We start from the raw sequence: 15,929 nt of genomic DNA on the forward strand, positions 1-15,929 counted from the left end.
CTGTCGGTGTGGTCATACGAATGATCATGCAGGCCAGAGGTTGGCGGAAGACTGGCCGAAAAGGGTCGCTGGGGGTCAGGACCACCAAAAAGGGATTGGCCCCCAATCACAATACGGGCGGACTCGCATTCTGGTTTATCCGCGCCGAACGGTACGAGCGTGCTGAGGGAATGCCGTATATCTCAGTGCGTGAGCGATGCCAGAAACCATAGCCCATAGGCCATATTCCTCGAAAAACGAGTGTCGGGTGCAACTTTTCATTAGCATGGCCAACATCGCCGGACAGCACCGTAGCTTGGATAAAAATACAAGGCTGACCAAATAAAGGTGGCGTTATCAGATTAGCTGTAAAAAGCTCACATGATGGGCGATCCAAATAAATAGAAATCGCTCTTCTGACCGATACCTCCCTTGCACCGCGGCATGCGCGGGTCACCAGTTATTTTTACTTTTTCAATACGTTTTACAAATATCAACCAACCGGCAGCCTGAAGAAATGGTGGCTGCATGAAGCCCATTTGCCCATGTTGGGTGTTTCGGATGGCAACCCGGATCACGATGAGCGACTTGTTCCGAACACACCTGGCCTCAATGCAGATGATGCGTATGCGGAATTTTTTGCATGGAATTGATACCTTACGCTTAGAAATGTCAGTCTATTTTAATACTGCTATGTATGTTGGGAAAACAGAAAAAGGGGTATAGATAATGGCGATCGTGAATGAAACAGCCTTAGTTTATTGTGAAAATCAATTTGGATCAGTTGACGGGAAAACGGCTTCCGGGCTTGTCAGGCACTCTGAAACCTATACCATTGTCGGGGTAATTGATAGTTCTTTAGCCGGAAAGGATGCCGGGGAAGAATTGGGGGGAGAAAAAAATGGTATCCCCATTTTTGCCAATTTAAAGGATGCGTTGAGTAAACTTCCTGGCGTCCCGGACTGTTACATATATGGGAAGGCTCCTTTAGAAGCATCTATATCAATGGAAGAAAGGCATTTGGTTGTAGAAGCAATGGAAAATGGAATGGATATCATTAATGGCTTGCATCAGTTCTTTTCTGAAGATCGAGAGTTTGCCCATATGGCTGCCCGCAACGCAGTCCGCATAAAAGATGTCAGAAAACCGCCGCAATTAATCGATTTGCATGTATTCACGGGAAAAAGATCGGAAGTAACTGTTCCTGTGGTCGCCGTATTAGGGACCGACTGTGCCTGCGGAAAAAGGACGACTGCGGTTGAACTCAACAAGGCCTTGAACCGTCTCGGAATAAAATCGGTATTAGTGGCGACAGGCCAAAGTGGCTTGATGCAGGGGGCGATGTATGGGGTCGCGATCGATGCGCTTGTTTCCCAGTTTGTCGTCGGTGAAATAGAAAATGCGGTTGTTCAAGCGTTTTACATCGAGAATCCCGACATCATTTTAGTGGAAGGGCAGAGTGCCGTCAGCCATCCCGCTTTTATGGGCTCTCTCGGGATATTGAAAGGCAGCAATCCCGATGGCGTTATCCTCCAACATCCTCCCGCCAGGAAAACAAGGTGTGATTTTCCCAATTTGAAGATGCCTGCTGTCGAGAGTGAAATCAAACTGATTGAAGCGATTTCTCAAGCGAAAGTAATGGCTATTGCTTTAAGCCATGAAGACCTTTCAGATAAGGAAGTAACAGACATCATTGCAATTTATGAAAAAAGGTTCAAATTGGCAACCACAGATGTACTGAGCCATGGATGTCAAAAACTCGTTCAAGCCTTGAGTCATCAATTTCCAGAACTGAGACAACCAATCAAACAAAAGCGATTAATAAAAACCCCTGCAATGGCTGCCTAAGCGTTGTAACCGTAGGAAAAGAATATGAAAAAATTTTTGCCCAGGATTGAAATATCACTGCCTCAAATACGGGATAATGCCCGGATGCTATCCGACCTATATGGGCAAAAAGGTATTTCCATAATGGGAGTTTCCAAAGCGGTGCTTGGAGAACCTTCTGTTGTCAAGGCCATGATTCAAGGTGGTGCCAGATTTATTGCCGACTCTCGCATTGAAAACATTGAAAAGATGAAAGCGGCAGGAATATCAACTCAGTTTGTTCTGTTGCGAACGCCATTAAGTCAGGCGGAATCCGTGGTTCGAAGTGCAGACATAAGCTTAAATACTGAGCTTGATACACTTAAAAAGCTCTCCTATTATGCAAAAGCATGTAACAAAATCCATCAGGTGATTGTGATGGTTGAGCTGGGCGATTTGCGTGAAGGCGTACTTCCTCTCGATTTGTCTGAATTTATCCGGCATGTCATTTCTTTATCCCATATAAAAATTGTTGGCATTGGATGCAATCTGGCTTGTTACGGTGGTGTGAAACCGGCTGATAAAAATATGCATGCGCTATCTGAGCTTTTTGATGCCATAGAAGAAGAATTTCATCTTGGTTTAACAATTGTTTCAGGTGGCAATTCGGCCAATTATGAGTGGTATAGATCTACCAAAGATGTCGGAAAAATTAATAACTTCCGCCTGGGTGAATCGATCCTTTTAGGCCTTGAAACGGTGAACCGAAAAACAATCCCGGGATTGCACACGGGTGCTTTTCAGCTCGTTGCCGAAGTTATCGAGTCCAAGAAAAAGCCATCTCTTCCATTTGGAGAGATCGGCCAAGATGCTTTTGGAAATGTCCCCGTTTTCCAGGATCAGGGAATTCACCAGCGGGTGATTATTGCGTTGGGAAAGCAGGACATTTTGGTATCCAGCTTGAAATCGAATAACAGCTTTGAGATATTGGGTTCCAGCAGTGATCATATAATTCTTGACTGTAAAAACAAGCTCCTGAAGGTTGGGGACGAGGTCAACTTTAATCTGGATTACGGTGGTCTTCTCGCAGCAATGACATCCCCTTTCATTAAAAAGCGTTTTGTAAATAGAAAGGATCAGGCGCCGGCTGACTATTATTACCGAAAAGCGACCCACAGAATTTCTGCTTATTTAGCCAATTAAAAATGCGCTGGTGCTCGACGAAAACTTCGAAGCGATAGATGATACGTGCTCTTGGCCAGCATTGGGAATTTCAGGGTATAATTTGCGGCCACCAACTTAAATGGCATCTAAGAATCCAGGCCTTCTAGGTGCAGTGTTCCACGTTGCGTGAATGATTAGACGCCGTTTTATGACCTGAAATCAGATGGAGAGATATACTATGGAAATGTGCGTTCTTTGTGAGGAGCAATCAAAGAAAGTCCATACTGGCAAGCCGCATGAAAATTTAATAAAAGTGGATGATCCACGAATTTATAAAGGGGTAACTCCTGGCGGATTCAAGGAACAGGATTACCTTTGCTTAATATGTAAATCAAAGTTCTCTCACAGTACGAATAAGAACGATGTGAGATGGACGCTGTGGAGGGGGTAATTGGCAGGATTCGTTCATAATGCTGAGTGGTTACCAAAAAATAGAAGAAGCCTTCATTGCTGCCCGAGAGCATCAAACCCATGGAAGTGAACGCATCGATAAGCCCCAAAAAAGGTTCGGAAACGTTCTTTTGGCAGGCATGGCAAGCAGCAGCCTTTAGATGATAACTTGCGATCCTCAAGCGGAGAGTCGATAAAAAATGGATGATTCTACCAATCCAGACATAGCAGGATTAGCAAACTCCATCCGGGCACTGTTTGCTGCGATTTTGACTCGTGCCCTCAAGGATATTTTTAAGCCCACCTATAGTGACCAGGAAATTTACCAAACCCAAGCCTTGTACTGGTTGAAAGTAAACGACTTTGATTCTTTCACAAGTTTTATTAACATCTGTAATTATATAGAAATCGACGTCGATAAGATTCGTCATCGAGTAAATGTTGAATTGAGTAGGATGGAGTGTGGCCTACCCCACCATATCAAGTTCAATTTGGGCAATTACAAATTTCGGTCTGAACGCTCAAGCCGGCTGCCTGCTCAAGCGGCTGTCAGTCACTCGTATGGGTCTGAGTAGATTATAGCATTTTAAATGCTAAGCTTGGGCGGTCAAAATGGCACGTACCGAATGGCTACCTCACAAAAACAGACCCCACCGATTCGTGTGGTGTCCACCTACACCGTGAAAAGGCATTGAATTGGAAGGGCTCCATATATTGTGGGCCGCCAGAAAGCCGATCAGGTTGGGATTACCATTTGTAGATGCAGTTTGTCGTTCAAATCATGATGGTTGAGATACGCTGAGATTGGCTTGGGGCGGCAATGCTTGTCAATCATTGGAATGGATCGGTTGCCGATCAAGTGCTGGAACTCGAATGGGATGACCCGTCAAATACGTCCTGGCTATCCCATAAAAGCGAGCACAGCCATGCGAACATTATCCTTTGACACCTGATCGGCTGTCAGCTAAGCTATCTTATATAAAGTAGCGCGATTGTATACCTACCACTGCCCTGCTGACGCTCATGAACCCATGAGCCACATCCTCACATTTTGAAGGCTCCCGTTTAGCCGGCTGCGCCACATCCCTTTGGTTCGATACAAAAAGCAACCCAAAGCTCGGCTCGAATGCGAAAGGAGGCCGATATGACTGAGAAATCAAACGTCAACGTCCACAACGACGGCAAACCACAATGGTATCGGACCTTGTTGGAATTCCAACGACCGGACCGCAGAAAAGCGCTTTGGCAGATATGCAATACGTTTTCCCTGTATGCCTTTTTATGGTGCCTGATGGTCTTGAATCTTCGCTTGTATCAAAGTGTTTGGATTCACCTGGGGTTGATGGTGGTCGCCGCTGGTGTTTATGTGAGAATCTTTATTTTTTTTCACGACTGCTGTCATCAGAGCTTTTTCGCATCGCGCCGGGCAAACACGATTTTGGGGCACATCTGCGGGGTGCTGACATTTACGCCTTACGAGAGCTGGCGCCGGTCCCACGGAATACACCATAACACGGTCAGCGATCTGGACCGTCGAGGCCATGGCGATGTGTGGACCCTAACGGTGGAGGAATACATGGCAGCGTCCCTGCTCAAGCGCATTCGTTACCGTTTTTATCGAAACCCACTGATCATGTTCTTTCTCGGGCCGGCCTATCTCTTCCTGGTTGACTATCGGTTTCCCGGAAAGGGTGACCGGCGCAGGCAGATCAAAAGCCTGCATATGACCAATGCCGGCATTGCGCTCATTTTTATCGTCGCCTCCTGGCTGATCGGATGGCAGACGTATCTGTTGATCCAACTGCCCATCCTTGCTGTCGCCGGTGCCGGTGGTGTATGGTTGTTTTACATTCAGCATCAGTTTGAAGGGGTATACTGGGCACGCCATCGTGCATGGGATCCAATGAAGGCAGCACTGAAAGGCTCATCTTTTTATCACTTGCCCAGATTGCTGCAATGGTTTTCGGGCAACATCGGATTCCATCACATTCACCACGTGCGCCCTCGCATTCCCAATTACCATCTGAAACAATGCCACGATGTCATGGCGCCATGTCAGACAATCGTGATGCTTAATTTGCGCGACAGCCTGCGGTCGCTTCGGCTCAAGCTTTGGGATGAAAAACACAGCCGACTGGTGGGTTTTGGCGCTATCAACGGTTAGGGATCCGGTATCGGTGAACCTGTCAACGCTTATGTTTTTTTAATTTCCGGCATTATTGTATAGTTAATGACTGTCGCCGGAGGTGCCCCATGAACGAAGAAGCTGTTTTTCAATGGCCCATGCTGCTGGTTATTCTGGCGGCCCTGCTCTATTTCGAGTTGATGCGGCGGCTGGACAAGTACTGGGCCAACCGGACGCCCCTGTCGGATGAGGAGCGCCTGTGGAACCACGCCCGCAACCAGGGCATCAGCGAATATGACGTGTTCAGGAAGGCGGCGGCCACCTGGACGCTTGGCCCGGAAACCGCTCATTCGGATTTCAATGCCTATCTCAAAGATGGCATTCTGCCTCACTATGTCCGCGACTATTTGCGCAAGCTGACGACTTTATAGGCAGCCTGTCCATCCACGCACGATCGCTGGTCAAGCTTCCGACAGAGGAGATCCATGATGCCCGATGCATTGAGAACACCGGACGAACGCTTCGACGGTCTGCCCGATTTCCCGTTTCCCGCCAATTACCTGGACAACCTCGACGGCTTCGACGGGCTTCGCCTGCACTACCTGGATGTGGGTCCTCAAGCAGCCGGGACGACCTTTTTGTGCCTGCACGGCGAGCCGACCTGGAGTTACCTGTACCGCCGCATGATACCGGTCTTCACCCGGGCCGGGGGACGCGTGGTCGCACCCGATTTTTTCGGATTCGGGCGGTCGGACAAGCCGGTCGACCCATCCGTCTACCATTTCGATTTCCACCGCAATACGCTGCTTGCCCTCATCGAACAATTGGACCTGACCGAAATTACCCTGGTCTGCCAGGACTGGGGAGGGATCGTCGGACTGACCCTGCCGATGGCGATGCCTGAGCGATTCTCCCGTCTGCTGGTCATGAACACCACCCTCGCTTCGGGTGATCACCAGCTCTCCCGGGGATTTGTCGAGTGGCGGGCCTGGGTCAAAAAGAACCCCGACCTCTCTCCGGGACGACTCCTCCAACGGAGCTGCCCCCAGCTGTCCCCGGCCGAATGCAGCGCCTACGATGCGCCGTTTCCCGACGGGCGCTATAAAACAGGCGTACGGCGATTTCCGGAAATGGTGCCGGATCACCCCGATGCCCGCGGCGCCCGGCTGTCCCGCGATGCCAGGCGCTGGCTGGGCCAATCCTGGCGCGGCCGGTCGTTCATGGCCATCGGCATGCAGGATCCGGTCTTGGGCGCGCCGGTGATGCGGGCGCTGAAAAACGACATTCACAATTGCCCCGACCCCATGGAAATTGCCGATGCGGGACACTTCGTGCCAGAATGGGGTGAAGTTGTGGCTGAAAACGCCCTGGCCGCATTCAACCGTTGAGAAACCGATGAAAATAGATTAAAACCACACCATCCGTTGTCTGGAACGACGCGATCATATAAACGGTCCCGGCCGTCAACCCCCATTGCCTGGCGTGCTATCATGAAACCTGTTTCCTGCCTGATCGTTTGTTTTTTTTGCTTCGTTGTCAACGCTGCCTTTCATTCGGCCATGGCGCAGGACGCAACCGCAGACCCGCTGATCAGCCTGACGGCCCAGAACGAACCCCTGGGGGATGTGCTTGAAACCATCGCCCGGGACACCGGGTACCGGTTCAACCTCAACGGCAAGTGGAAGGAACATCGGGTCAGTGCCACCATCAACCGCCTGCCGCTGGAAAAAGGGCTCAAGCGCCTGCTGCGCAGCCTGAATCACTCGATCGTCTGGGAGTCGGACAGGACCGTCACCATCACGGTGTTCGGAAAAGCCGAAGCCGGCAGTGACGGCGGCGCCATTTCGTTTTCGTCGCCGCCCCAGAACTACCAGGAAGAAAACGAACCGGTTGCCGAAACAGAGCCTGAACCGGCAGCGGACCCGGAACCGGCAGAAACCGAAGCCGCTGCGACAGAGGAGGCCAGCCCTGAAGCGGGCGAAGCCGCCTCGACCCCCGAGGCGGCCATTCCGGGTGACCCGTCTGCAGCGGAAGGGGCCGTGCCAGGCAATCCACCTGCCGTGGAATAATCCATCTGCCGCCGAGGCCGGCCACCCGATTCCTGCCCGTCGACTCCCCCATCCATCTTTCCAAGCCGCAGTCCGCACCCCTGCGTCCCCACCTTTTAGGCCCCCGGGATAGCCTTTTCGGGGTTCAGTGCTTAACTTCGAGAAAGCTGACGATCAAAAACACCACGCCGGCCATCCGTGCAAGCCGTTCAGGCGAGATCACCGGGCAATGCGATGGCGGTGTTGCCTATGCCGACGGGCGAAGGGACCAATCAGGATGAACCTGCTCGAATCAACCGATTTCATTGCACCCAGCCAGGCCTTTGCGGAAACACAGGGGGGGCTGGACGCGCTTCGTTTCGACAACCGCTTCACCCGTAACCTGCCTGCCGATCCCGACAGTCAAAACCGGCGCCGCCAGGTGACGGGCGCCTGTTATTCCCTGGTCAAGCCCACGCCCGTGGCAGCGCCCCGGCTGGTGGCGTATTCGCGGGAGGTGGCCGACCTGCTGGGTCTGTCAACACAGGCCTGCGAATCGGATGCATTCGCCCAGGTGTTCACCGGCAACCGCCTGCTGCCGGGCATGCAGCCCTTTGCCATGTGCTACGGCGGTCATCAGTTCGGCAACTGGGCCGGACAGTTGGGCGACGGACGCGCCATCAACCTGGGCGAAATCGTCAATGGGCACGCGCAGCGCTGGATGCTGCAGCTGAAGGGGGCCGGTCCCACGCCGTATTCACGAACGGCCGACGGCCTGGCCGTGCTGCGTTCGTCGGTGCGCGAGTTCCTGTGCAGCGAGGCCATGTTTCACCTGGGCGTGCCCACCACCCGCGCACTGAGCCTGACCCTGACCGGTGAGGAGGTCGAGCGGGACATGTTCTACGACGGTCATCCCGAATTGGAACCCGGGGCCGTGGTCTGCCGGGTGTCGCCGTCTTTCACGCGCTTCGGCAGCTTCCAGATCTTTGCCGCCCGGGGTGAAACGGACGTGTTGAAGCAGCTGGCGGACCATACGATCCGCACCGATTTTCCCCACCTGGGCGAACCGTCGCCGGATGTCTACCAGCAATGGTTTGCGGAGGTGTGCCGCCGCACCGCCGACATGGTCGTCCACTGGATGCGGGTGGGATTCGTTCACGGTGTGATGAACACGGACAACATGTCCATTCTCGGTCTGACCATCGACTACGGGCCCTATGGTTGGCTGGAAAACTACGACCCCGACTGGACGCCCAACACGACCGACGCCGCCGGGCGCCGCTACCGCTTCGGCCATCAGGCGGCCATCGCCCAGTGGAATCTCGCCCAGCTGGCCAATGCCATCTATCCGCTGATCGGGCAGGCCGAGCCCCTGCAGGCGGTGCTGGACGATTACGTGAACATATACCAGGAGGGCTGGCGGCAGATGATGGCCCGCAAGCTGGGATTGAAGGCATACGATCCGGCAACGGACGAGGCGTTGATCAGCGAACTGCTGGCCCTATTGCCCCTGGTCGAAACCGACATGACCATCTTCTTCCGGCGGCTCGCCCGGCTGAATGGGGACGGACCCTCCCCGGCGGCAGACGATGATGACGCGCTCATGGCCGTACTCATGGACGCCTATTACGTTCCCGCCCAGTTGACGGATTCCGTGCGCAGCCGGACTGCCGGCTGGCTTCGGCGCTACCTGGAACGGGCCGGCCGGGACCCTGTTTCCCCGCAGACCCGGCGACGTCGCATGAATGCGGTCAACCCCAAGTACGTGCTGCGCAACTACATGGCGCAAATGGCCATCGACAAGGCCGAACAGGGCGATTTTTCGATGATCCACGACCTGCTCGACCTGCTGCGCCGTCCCTACGACGAACAGCCGGGAAAGGAGGAATTTGCCGCCAAGCGGCCGGACTGGGCCCGCCACCGCCCCGGCTGTTCGATGCTGTCGTGCAGTAGCTGAAGTGGTGAAACGAATGATTCCAAGGTGATTCCCGCGCCGGCGGAGAGCCGGCCCGCCTTCGACAGACCTGCCCGATGCGGCGCCGCTTGCCCAACGCCCGCCATCCGGCCAAAGGAGAACCGTATGCGTGACAAAGCCCAGCCCGGTAGCCCGAACCCGGACCTGAAGTGCCCGGAGTGTCGTGCCGAACTGAAGCGGCGCCGATCGCGCCAGGCAGACCAGTGCGAGATGGTCTGCGGGGGATGTGGACAGATCTTCGATGTGTGCGATGCAGACACGGTCGACCGGCTGAAAACACCGCAAAAAGAGTGATCATCTATTTTTGGTGAACGCTTAAAGAGTTGCCTTTCCGAAAGATTCACAACACGTTTGAGCTCAAGGCTTGCGAATCCTGAAGAATGAAGCGTACTTTCTGTACGCCGTAGTGATGAGGGATGAAGCGTAACGCTGATATCGGGCTTGTTGTGCACCTTTCGTTTATGCAACGGCGTCGGCGATGGCCTCAAACGCACGGATCAGGGTAAGATCGATATTCGCATCCTCCGGTGCTGCCTGGGCGGACACCTTGGCGATGACCACCTCTCGTTGCGGGTCGATCCACAGCCACTGCCCATGAATGCCGATTGCACCGATTACGCCCGATGGGCTGCCGGCCTGATACCATTGGCTGCGGTAGCCGCCGCTGGGAAACATCTGGTAGAACTCGCCTTTCTTCCAGGGGCCCCGGTCGCCGCCGCCGCGAATGTCCTCTACCCACCAATCGGGCACGATGCCGTTGCCCCCAAGGCGCATCATCTCGCCCAGGCGGGCCAGATCGCGGGGAAGCGCACAGATTCCGCCTGCCGTGCGCGGCGACCCGATCGCATCGACGGTTACATAGGCCCTGGCTTCAGCCCCCATCGGCTTCCAGATCAGGTCGGAAAACAGGCTGGCAAAATCGCGTCCCGAGGCCCGCTCGACCAGCCAGCCCAGCAGATCGGAATTCGGTGAAAGATAGCGAAAGACCGTTCCGTGGGGTTCGGCTGCCGGCCGCAGGGAGGCCAGGAAGTCGTGCAGGGTGCCGGCGTCTGCTCCCGGCTCGGCCGGGTTCCAGAGCATGGCGCGCCGGTAGCGGGCGAAGTCGCCCGACTGGTCCAGGTACGCTTCGGAGAATGACGAGCTGACCGTCATGTCGAGCACATGGCGTACCGTGCAGTCCCCATAGGCGGAACCGGACACCTCCGGGATGTACCGGGTCACCGGGCTGTCCGGGTCGATGCATCCCCGGTCGGCCAGGATTCCGGTCAATGCCCCGGTAAGGGACTTGCTGACCGAGAAGAGGATATGCGGGCTGTTCCCGTCATAACCGCGCAGATAGCGTTCAGCCACTATCCGCCCCCCCCGCAGGACCACCAGCCCCCGGGTGGCGGTTGTATCGAGCACTTCCGTCAGTCGCCGCTCGTGCCCGTGCTGGTCTTCGAAAACGACGGCGTCTATGGATTGCGGGTCGGCTGACAGGTCGCCGGTTCGCCCCGGCGGGTCGATGAAGGCAACCGGGATGATTTGGTCTACCCGATGAAAGGACTGCGTGCTGAACGGCGCCGTTCGCCAGTTGGCCAGGGTGACCGTCGATTCCATGTTTTCCTCACGTTGCGGGTCGTCGGGATGGGGAAACGAGAACAAGAGGATCCGGAACCGGATCCTCTTGTGTATTAGACCGTAAGGTTGATCGTGCGCCGGAAGGCTACTTGGTCAACTCCGTCCAGATAGCGGTGTAATACTCGGTGGCTTCTTTGGAGCAGGCGGGGAAAAACATGCCGGCATCCTTGAACTCGTCGGGAATATTGATCGCCGACGCGGTTTTCATCTCCTCCGGCATAAACGCTTCCGAACCGCTGATGCCGTTGGCATAACGGGCAAAGATGGAATTCAGGGCGGCATTTTCCGGCGCCATGATGAAGTTCAGGAATTTTTTGGCATTCTCGACGTTTTTGGCGTCTTTCAGCACAATCGCATTGTCCATCCAGATTTCGTAGCCTTCACGCGGGTAACCGAATTTGATCGACGGTTTGGCCAGCCCCGCACGATAGACCGCGCCATTCCAGTAGAGCGCCGCGGAAAAGTCGCCGCGCGGCATCTTCTCGGTCAGGCCATAGTCAAAAGACACCCATTTGGGCTTGGCGGCCATCAGGAGATCGCGCGCCTTTTTCAGTGCCGCTTTGTCGGTGGTGCAGGGCTCGCTGCCGATATACTTCAAGGCCATCCCCATCACATCGCCCATCTCGGGTGCCATGTTGATCTTGCCCACCAGCTCCTCCGGCGGATCGAACACGACGGCAGAGGTGTTCGGGTCACCCTTGTAAACGGAAGTGTTCACGGTGATGCCCACGGTACCCCACTGCCACGGCACGGTATACTTGCGGCCGGGGTCGAAGTCAGGGTTCTTCCAGCGTTCGGCGACGTGCTTGAAGTTCTCCATCTGATCCGGGCGAACCTCGAGTGCCAGCCCCTCTTCGAGAAACACCTTCACGTAGTTGGCTGACGGGACCACGATATCGAAGCCGTGTCCGCCGGCTTTGACCTTGGCCAGGGCGGTGGTGTTCGAGTCGTAGTCGGTGATGGTGACCTTGACGTTGTAGGTTTCCTCGAATTTTTTGATCAGGTCCGGACTGGTGTAGTTCCCCCAGTTGTAAAGGTTCAATTCACTCGAATGCACAACACCCGCAAAGAAGAGCCCGACTGCGGCAACGACTGCAAAAACCAGATTGTTCTTCATTGTGAAACCTCCCTTGTTGTAGTTGGAATGCTGCTGCTGATTATCTTCGACTTGCAAAAAGACTATTTCCCGAACTTCCTCTCGATGAAAAACAACACACACACCACCAGGATCGACAGCCCGAGCAACAGGGTGGAGATGGCATTGATCTCCGGCGTGATCACCCGGCGGAGCTGGCCCAGCATGTAGGTCGGCAGGGTTTCCTGTCCGGATGATTTGACGAATTCGGTGATCACCACGTCATCCAGGGAGATGACGAAGGCCAGCATGGCCCCGGCGATGATTCCCGGCCAGAGCAGGGGCAGCGTGATGCGCCAGAAGGTCTTCCAGGGGGTGGCGTAAAGGTCGGCCGCCGCTGTTTCCAGAATCAGATCCATGCTTTCCAGGCGAGCCCGGATGGGCAGGTACGCGAACGGAATGCAAAAGGCGGTATGGGCAATGACGAGGTAAACCATGCCCTGGATGCCGGTCAGCGATTTGATCATCGCAAAGAGGATCAACAGCGCCACGGCGGTGACGATTTCCGGTACCATCAGCGGCTGGTTGATCATGGCGTAGATCGCCGTCAACCCCTTGAAGGGGCGGGTGCGGGTCGTTCCGAGCGCCGCCATCGTCGCCAGTATGGTCGAATAGACCGATGCCTGCGCGGCCAGATAAAGCGAACGGATCGTCGCGTCCTGCACGGCTTCATTCCCCCAGGCCGCCACATACCACTGCAGGGAAAATCCCTCCCACAGGGAGATGTATTTGCCCGCATTGAACGAATAGACAACCAGGGTGATAATCGGGGCGTAAAGCATCACGAAACACAGGCCCGCGATCGTGCCGAACCCCGGCTGGGCTTTCAGGGAAAAGGGCGGGCGTTTCCGTTTAAAAGCGATCATTGCATGCTCCCCGAATGGCGCTGCGTCGACCGGACATACATTAACAGGGCGGCCATGACCAGGGCCAGCAGGGTCACGGAGAGCGCGGCGCCCAGCGGCCAGTTGCGGCCTGCACCGAACTGCAGCTCGATCAGGTTGCCCAGCATCATCTTCTTGCCTCCGCCCAGCACCCGCGGGGTGACAAATGCGCCCAGCGAGGGGATGAACACCAGGATGGATCCGGCAATGATCCCCGGCTTGACCAGGGGAACGATAACCCGGCGCAGCACTTTACGGCGGGAGGCGTAAAGGTCGTACGCCGCCTCGACCAGGTTGAAATCCAGTCGCTCCATGGATGCATAAAGCGGCAATACCATCAGCGGCAGGTATACATAGGTCATGCCGACCATGATGGCGAAATCGGTGTAGAGCATCTGGATCGGCTTGTCGATCACCCCGAGCATCTGCAGGCCGATATTGATCAGCCCCTCGTTGCGGATGACTTCAAGAATGGCAAATGTGCGGATCAGCAGGTTCGTCCAGAACGGAACCGTGATCAGGAACAGCCAGAAGCTTCGGGTCTCCCGCGGTCGGGTGGCGATGACATAGGCGGTCGGAAAGCCGATCGCCAGGGTGATCACGGTGGTCATGAACGACAGCCGGACCGACCGCCAGAGGATCTTCATGTGCGCGTCGGCCAAGGTGGTCGTGCCATCGAAAATATCACGGAAGAAAACCACGTTGAACCAGGCGTCGGTCGAAAACGTCCAGACCACGCCGCCGTATTCGCCGGCGCCCAGAAACGAATAGACCAGTACGATCAGCAGCGGTCCGGAAGCCGCGGCGGCCAGAACCACCAAGGCCGGCGCGCTGAGCAGCCAGTTCCTCCTGACCCTTTTTCGCTGCATGTCCCTGACCGGACCGGATGCGGTCTTCGTGTTTTTCACATCAGGACCTCAACATTTGAACCGATTCGGGCTTGAAGACGACGCTGACCGGTTGCCCGACTTCAAAGGCTTCCGTCACTTTACATTGGTTCTGGCTTCGCGTCACGAACATCGTCTCATCCGGCAGGCGGATGTGATAATGGGTATCCGTGCCCAGATAAACGATGTTCTCGAGTACTCCCTGCAGATCGCCTCCGTCGTCCGATCGTGGAAAGATCTGGGTGTATTCCGGCCTTACCACGACAGTCACCCTGCCGTCGGGAACCATGCCGTCGGGAATCGCCGCACTGACTTCGCGCCCGGATGAAAGCCTCAGCCGGGCGCGCCGATCATTCACCGCGAGAACGTCGGCGGAAAGAAAGTTGGACTTGCCAATGAAATCGGCCACGAATCGCTCGGAAGGCTGGTTGTATATCTGGCGGGGGGTGCCGATCTGCAGGATCCGGCCGGCGTGCATCACGGCAATCCGGTCGGACATGGTCAGCGCCTCTTCCTGGTCGTGGGTCACGAAGATAAAGGTGATGCCGGTGTCGTGCTGCAGCTGCTTCAGCTCGATCTGCATCTCCTTGCGGAGCTTGTAGTCCAAGGCCGAAAGGGGTTCGTCGAGCAGCAGCACCTGGGGGCGCGGGGCCAGGGCCCGGGCCAGTGCCACGCGCTGCTGCTGCCCGCCGGAAAGCTGATCGGTGCGGCGGTCGCGAAGCGCCTCCATCTTGACCAGCGCCAGCATGTCGCCAACCGTTTTTTCAATGAATTCATTTGGCTTTCCCAGCATCTCGAGGCCGAAGGAGATGTTTTTGGCGACCGTCATGTGCGGAAACAGGGCATAATTCTGAAAGACGGTGTTGACCGAACGCTGGTTGGGCGGCAGGTGTGAGATCTCCTCACCCCTGAGCAGGATGGCGCCCGAGGTCGGTTGGTCAAAGCCGGCAATCAGGCGCAACAGGGTCGTCTTGCCGCACCCCGACGGTCCCAAGAGGGTAAAAAATTCGTTTTCCCGGATGGTGAGAGAAACGTCATCAAGTGCCAGAACCTTGTTTTTGCCTTCGCCAAACACTTTGGTGACGCGTTGGGCACTGATGGCCGCCGGCAGGGAATGTTCAGCGTTTTCTTGTCCTGTTCCCTGCTTTTCAACCATGCGGACCTCTCTTTTTGTTGCCGGTCGTTCTTTTATTGACGACTAACAAGATTGGTTAATCGTGGCTCTGCGAAATGATGATCGTAGCGCGGAGGTTGAAGGACTATGGGAAAGAAGTGAGGGCTTTCTTTTCACGCAAGTGAGCATATCGGACCGGTATTTCCGTGTCAATCCTCTTTTTCCTGCCGGTCAACGGACCGCCGGGAAGCGCCGCTGATCTGCGGTCGCCCGCGCCTCGACCGGATCGGGCCCGGCCGGCAGGCTTGTGCGATCCCGAACCGGATGACGGCCCGGCCGTATGTGCATCGGCAGGGGAAAGGACGCGTTGCGGATTGTCGGCGCGGAAGCAACAGGCGCCTTGACAAACGTATCGCGGGCGGTTGAAAATGAACGCGACGCCATGTGGCAATCTCTCTTTTTACGACGCGAGCATCGCAAACCATGACCCGGACGGTTGTCATCCTCCTCACCGTTGTTTTCTGCCTGACCGCCCTCGCACCGGTCCGTGCCCAGGATTCCGCTGCGGGCCATCCCCTCGATTCACACCTGACCGACAGCTACGCCGACGATCTGGACGGGCTGCTGGAGAGAAAATATATCCGCATTCTGACCACCTATAACCGGACCAATTTCTTCCTGGCGCACGGCAAGATTCGCGGTTTCGAGTATGCCCTGCTCAGGCAATACCAGAAGGCCTTGAACAAGGGGGTCACCCGACGGG

At 55.5% G+C, this 15,929-nt stretch carries 14 protein-coding genes; 9 read left to right on the plus strand and 5 right to left on the minus strand.

What is annotated here, in order from left to right; all coding sequences use genetic code 11:
- Window positions 1-708 precede the first annotated feature (708 nt).
- The 8 genes from ACZCED_RS05690 to ACZCED_RS05725 all read left to right on the plus strand — a co-directional run bounded on the left by ACZCED_RS05690 (window position 709) and on the right by ACZCED_RS05725 (window position 9,820).
- Window positions 709-1,827: a DUF1611 domain-containing protein gene (locus ACZCED_RS05690; protein ID WP_464860409.1), complete on the plus strand. Its 1,119-nt coding sequence runs from the start codon at window positions 709-711 to the stop codon at window positions 1,825-1,827.
- A 24-nt stretch (window positions 1,828-1,851) separates the two neighbouring features.
- On the plus strand, window positions 1,852-2,988 hold the full coding sequence (locus ACZCED_RS05695; RefSeq protein WP_464860410.1) for an alanine/ornithine racemase family PLP-dependent enzyme: 1,137 nt from the start codon (window positions 1,852-1,854) through the stop codon (window positions 2,986-2,988).
- Window positions 2,989-4,543: 1,555 nt separating this feature from the next.
- Window positions 4,544-5,563, plus strand: coding sequence for a fatty acid desaturase (locus ACZCED_RS05700; protein ID WP_464860411.1), 1,020 nt, complete (start codon window positions 4,544-4,546; stop codon window positions 5,561-5,563).
- An 89-nt stretch (window positions 5,564-5,652) separates the two neighbouring features.
- A complete protein-coding gene (locus ACZCED_RS05705; RefSeq protein WP_464860412.1) occupies window positions 5,653-5,955 on the plus strand; it encodes a hypothetical protein in 303 nt (100 codons plus the stop codon).
- 54 nt (window positions 5,956-6,009) lie between these two features.
- Complete coding sequence (locus ACZCED_RS05710; protein ID WP_464860413.1) at window positions 6,010-6,912, plus strand: haloalkane dehalogenase; 903 nt, start codon at window positions 6,010-6,012, stop codon at window positions 6,910-6,912.
- A gap of 102 nt (window positions 6,913-7,014) precedes the next feature.
- Window positions 7,015-7,593, plus strand: coding sequence for a hypothetical protein (locus ACZCED_RS05715; protein ID WP_464860414.1), 579 nt, complete (start codon window positions 7,015-7,017; stop codon window positions 7,591-7,593).
- A 256-nt stretch (window positions 7,594-7,849) separates the two neighbouring features.
- The gene (locus ACZCED_RS05720) at window positions 7,850-9,508 is read left to right on the plus strand and encodes a protein adenylyltransferase SelO (RefSeq protein ID WP_464860415.1); all 1,659 of its coding nucleotides are present in this window, start codon (window positions 7,850-7,852) and stop codon (window positions 9,506-9,508) included.
- Window positions 9,509-9,631: 123 nt separating this feature from the next.
- Entirely contained in the window at window positions 9,632-9,820 is a 189-nt protein-coding gene (locus ACZCED_RS05725; RefSeq protein WP_464860416.1) for a Trm112 family protein, read from the plus strand.
- Between the two features lie 165 nt (window positions 9,821-9,985).
- On the opposite strand, the gene ACZCED_RS05730 is transcribed toward ACZCED_RS05725, so the two are convergent.
- From ACZCED_RS05730 to ACZCED_RS05750, 5 genes are all read right to left on the minus strand, one after another.
- On the minus strand, window positions 9,986-11,125 hold the full coding sequence (locus tag ACZCED_RS05730; RefSeq protein ID WP_464860417.1) for a serine hydrolase domain-containing protein: 1,140 nt from the start codon (window positions 11,123-11,125) through the stop codon (window positions 9,986-9,988).
- Window positions 11,126-11,231: 106 nt separating this feature from the next.
- Entirely contained in the window at window positions 11,232-12,263 is a 1,032-nt protein-coding gene (locus tag ACZCED_RS05735; protein WP_464860418.1) for an extracellular solute-binding protein, read from the minus strand.
- A gap of 62 nt (window positions 12,264-12,325) precedes the next feature.
- The gene (locus ACZCED_RS05740) at window positions 12,326-13,147 is read right to left on the minus strand and encodes an ABC transporter permease (protein ID WP_462968802.1); all 822 of its coding nucleotides are present in this window, start codon (window positions 13,145-13,147) and stop codon (window positions 12,326-12,328) included.
- A complete protein-coding gene (locus ACZCED_RS05745; RefSeq protein WP_462968803.1) occupies window positions 13,144-14,073 on the minus strand; it encodes an ABC transporter permease in 930 nt (309 codons plus the stop codon). Before ACZCED_RS05745 ends, ACZCED_RS05740 begins: the two co-directional genes overlap by 4 nt.
- A gap of 1 nt (window position 14,074) precedes the next feature.
- The gene (locus ACZCED_RS05750; protein ID WP_464860419.1) at window positions 14,075-15,208 is read right to left on the minus strand and encodes an ABC transporter ATP-binding protein; all 1,134 of its coding nucleotides are present in this window, start codon (window positions 15,206-15,208) and stop codon (window positions 14,075-14,077) included.
- A 441-nt stretch (window positions 15,209-15,649) separates the two neighbouring features.
- Here ACZCED_RS05750 and ACZCED_RS05755 point away from each other — a divergent pair.
- Window positions 15,650-15,929: hypothetical protein (locus ACZCED_RS05755; RefSeq protein ID WP_464860420.1), on the plus strand; the 280-nt coding region annotated here is incomplete at its 3' end.

The organism is Desulfosarcina sp., from assembly GCF_055467485.1.

Excerpts from the sequence above, each read along its gene's own strand:
- ACZCED_RS05740 (WP_462968802.1), bottom strand. The coding sequence starts at position 13,147 with ATGATCGCTTTTAAACGGAAACGCCCGCCCTTTTCCCTGAAAGCCCAG.
- ACZCED_RS05705 (WP_464860412.1), top strand. The coding sequence starts at position 5,653 with ATGAACGAAGAAGCTGTTTTTCAATGGCCCATGCTGCTGGTTATTCTG.
- ACZCED_RS05695 (WP_464860410.1), top strand. The coding sequence starts at position 1,852 with ATGAAAAAATTTTTGCCCAGGATTGAAATATCACTGCCTCAAATACGG.
- ACZCED_RS05700 (WP_464860411.1), top strand. The coding sequence starts at position 4,544 with ATGACTGAGAAATCAAACGTCAACGTCCACAACGACGGCAAACCACAA.
- ACZCED_RS05690 (WP_464860409.1), top strand. The coding sequence starts at position 709 with ATGGCGATCGTGAATGAAACAGCCTTAGTTTATTGTGAAAATCAATTT.
- ACZCED_RS05725 (WP_464860416.1), top strand. The coding sequence starts at position 9,632 with ATGCGTGACAAAGCCCAGCCCGGTAGCCCGAACCCGGACCTGAAGTGC.
- ACZCED_RS05735 (WP_464860418.1), bottom strand. The coding sequence starts at position 12,263 with ATGAAGAACAATCTGGTTTTTGCAGTCGTTGCCGCAGTCGGGCTCTTC.
- ACZCED_RS05750 (WP_464860419.1), bottom strand. The coding sequence starts at position 15,208 with ATGGTTGAAAAGCAGGGAACAGGACAAGAAAACGCTGAACATTCCCTG.
- ACZCED_RS05710 (WP_464860413.1), top strand. The coding sequence starts at position 6,010 with ATGATGCCCGATGCATTGAGAACACCGGACGAACGCTTCGACGGTCTG.
- ACZCED_RS05715 (WP_464860414.1), top strand. The coding sequence starts at position 7,015 with ATGAAACCTGTTTCCTGCCTGATCGTTTGTTTTTTTTGCTTCGTTGTC.
- ACZCED_RS05720 (WP_464860415.1), top strand. The coding sequence starts at position 7,850 with ATGAACCTGCTCGAATCAACCGATTTCATTGCACCCAGCCAGGCCTTT.
- ACZCED_RS05730 (WP_464860417.1), bottom strand. The coding sequence starts at position 11,125 with ATGGAATCGACGGTCACCCTGGCCAACTGGCGAACGGCGCCGTTCAGC.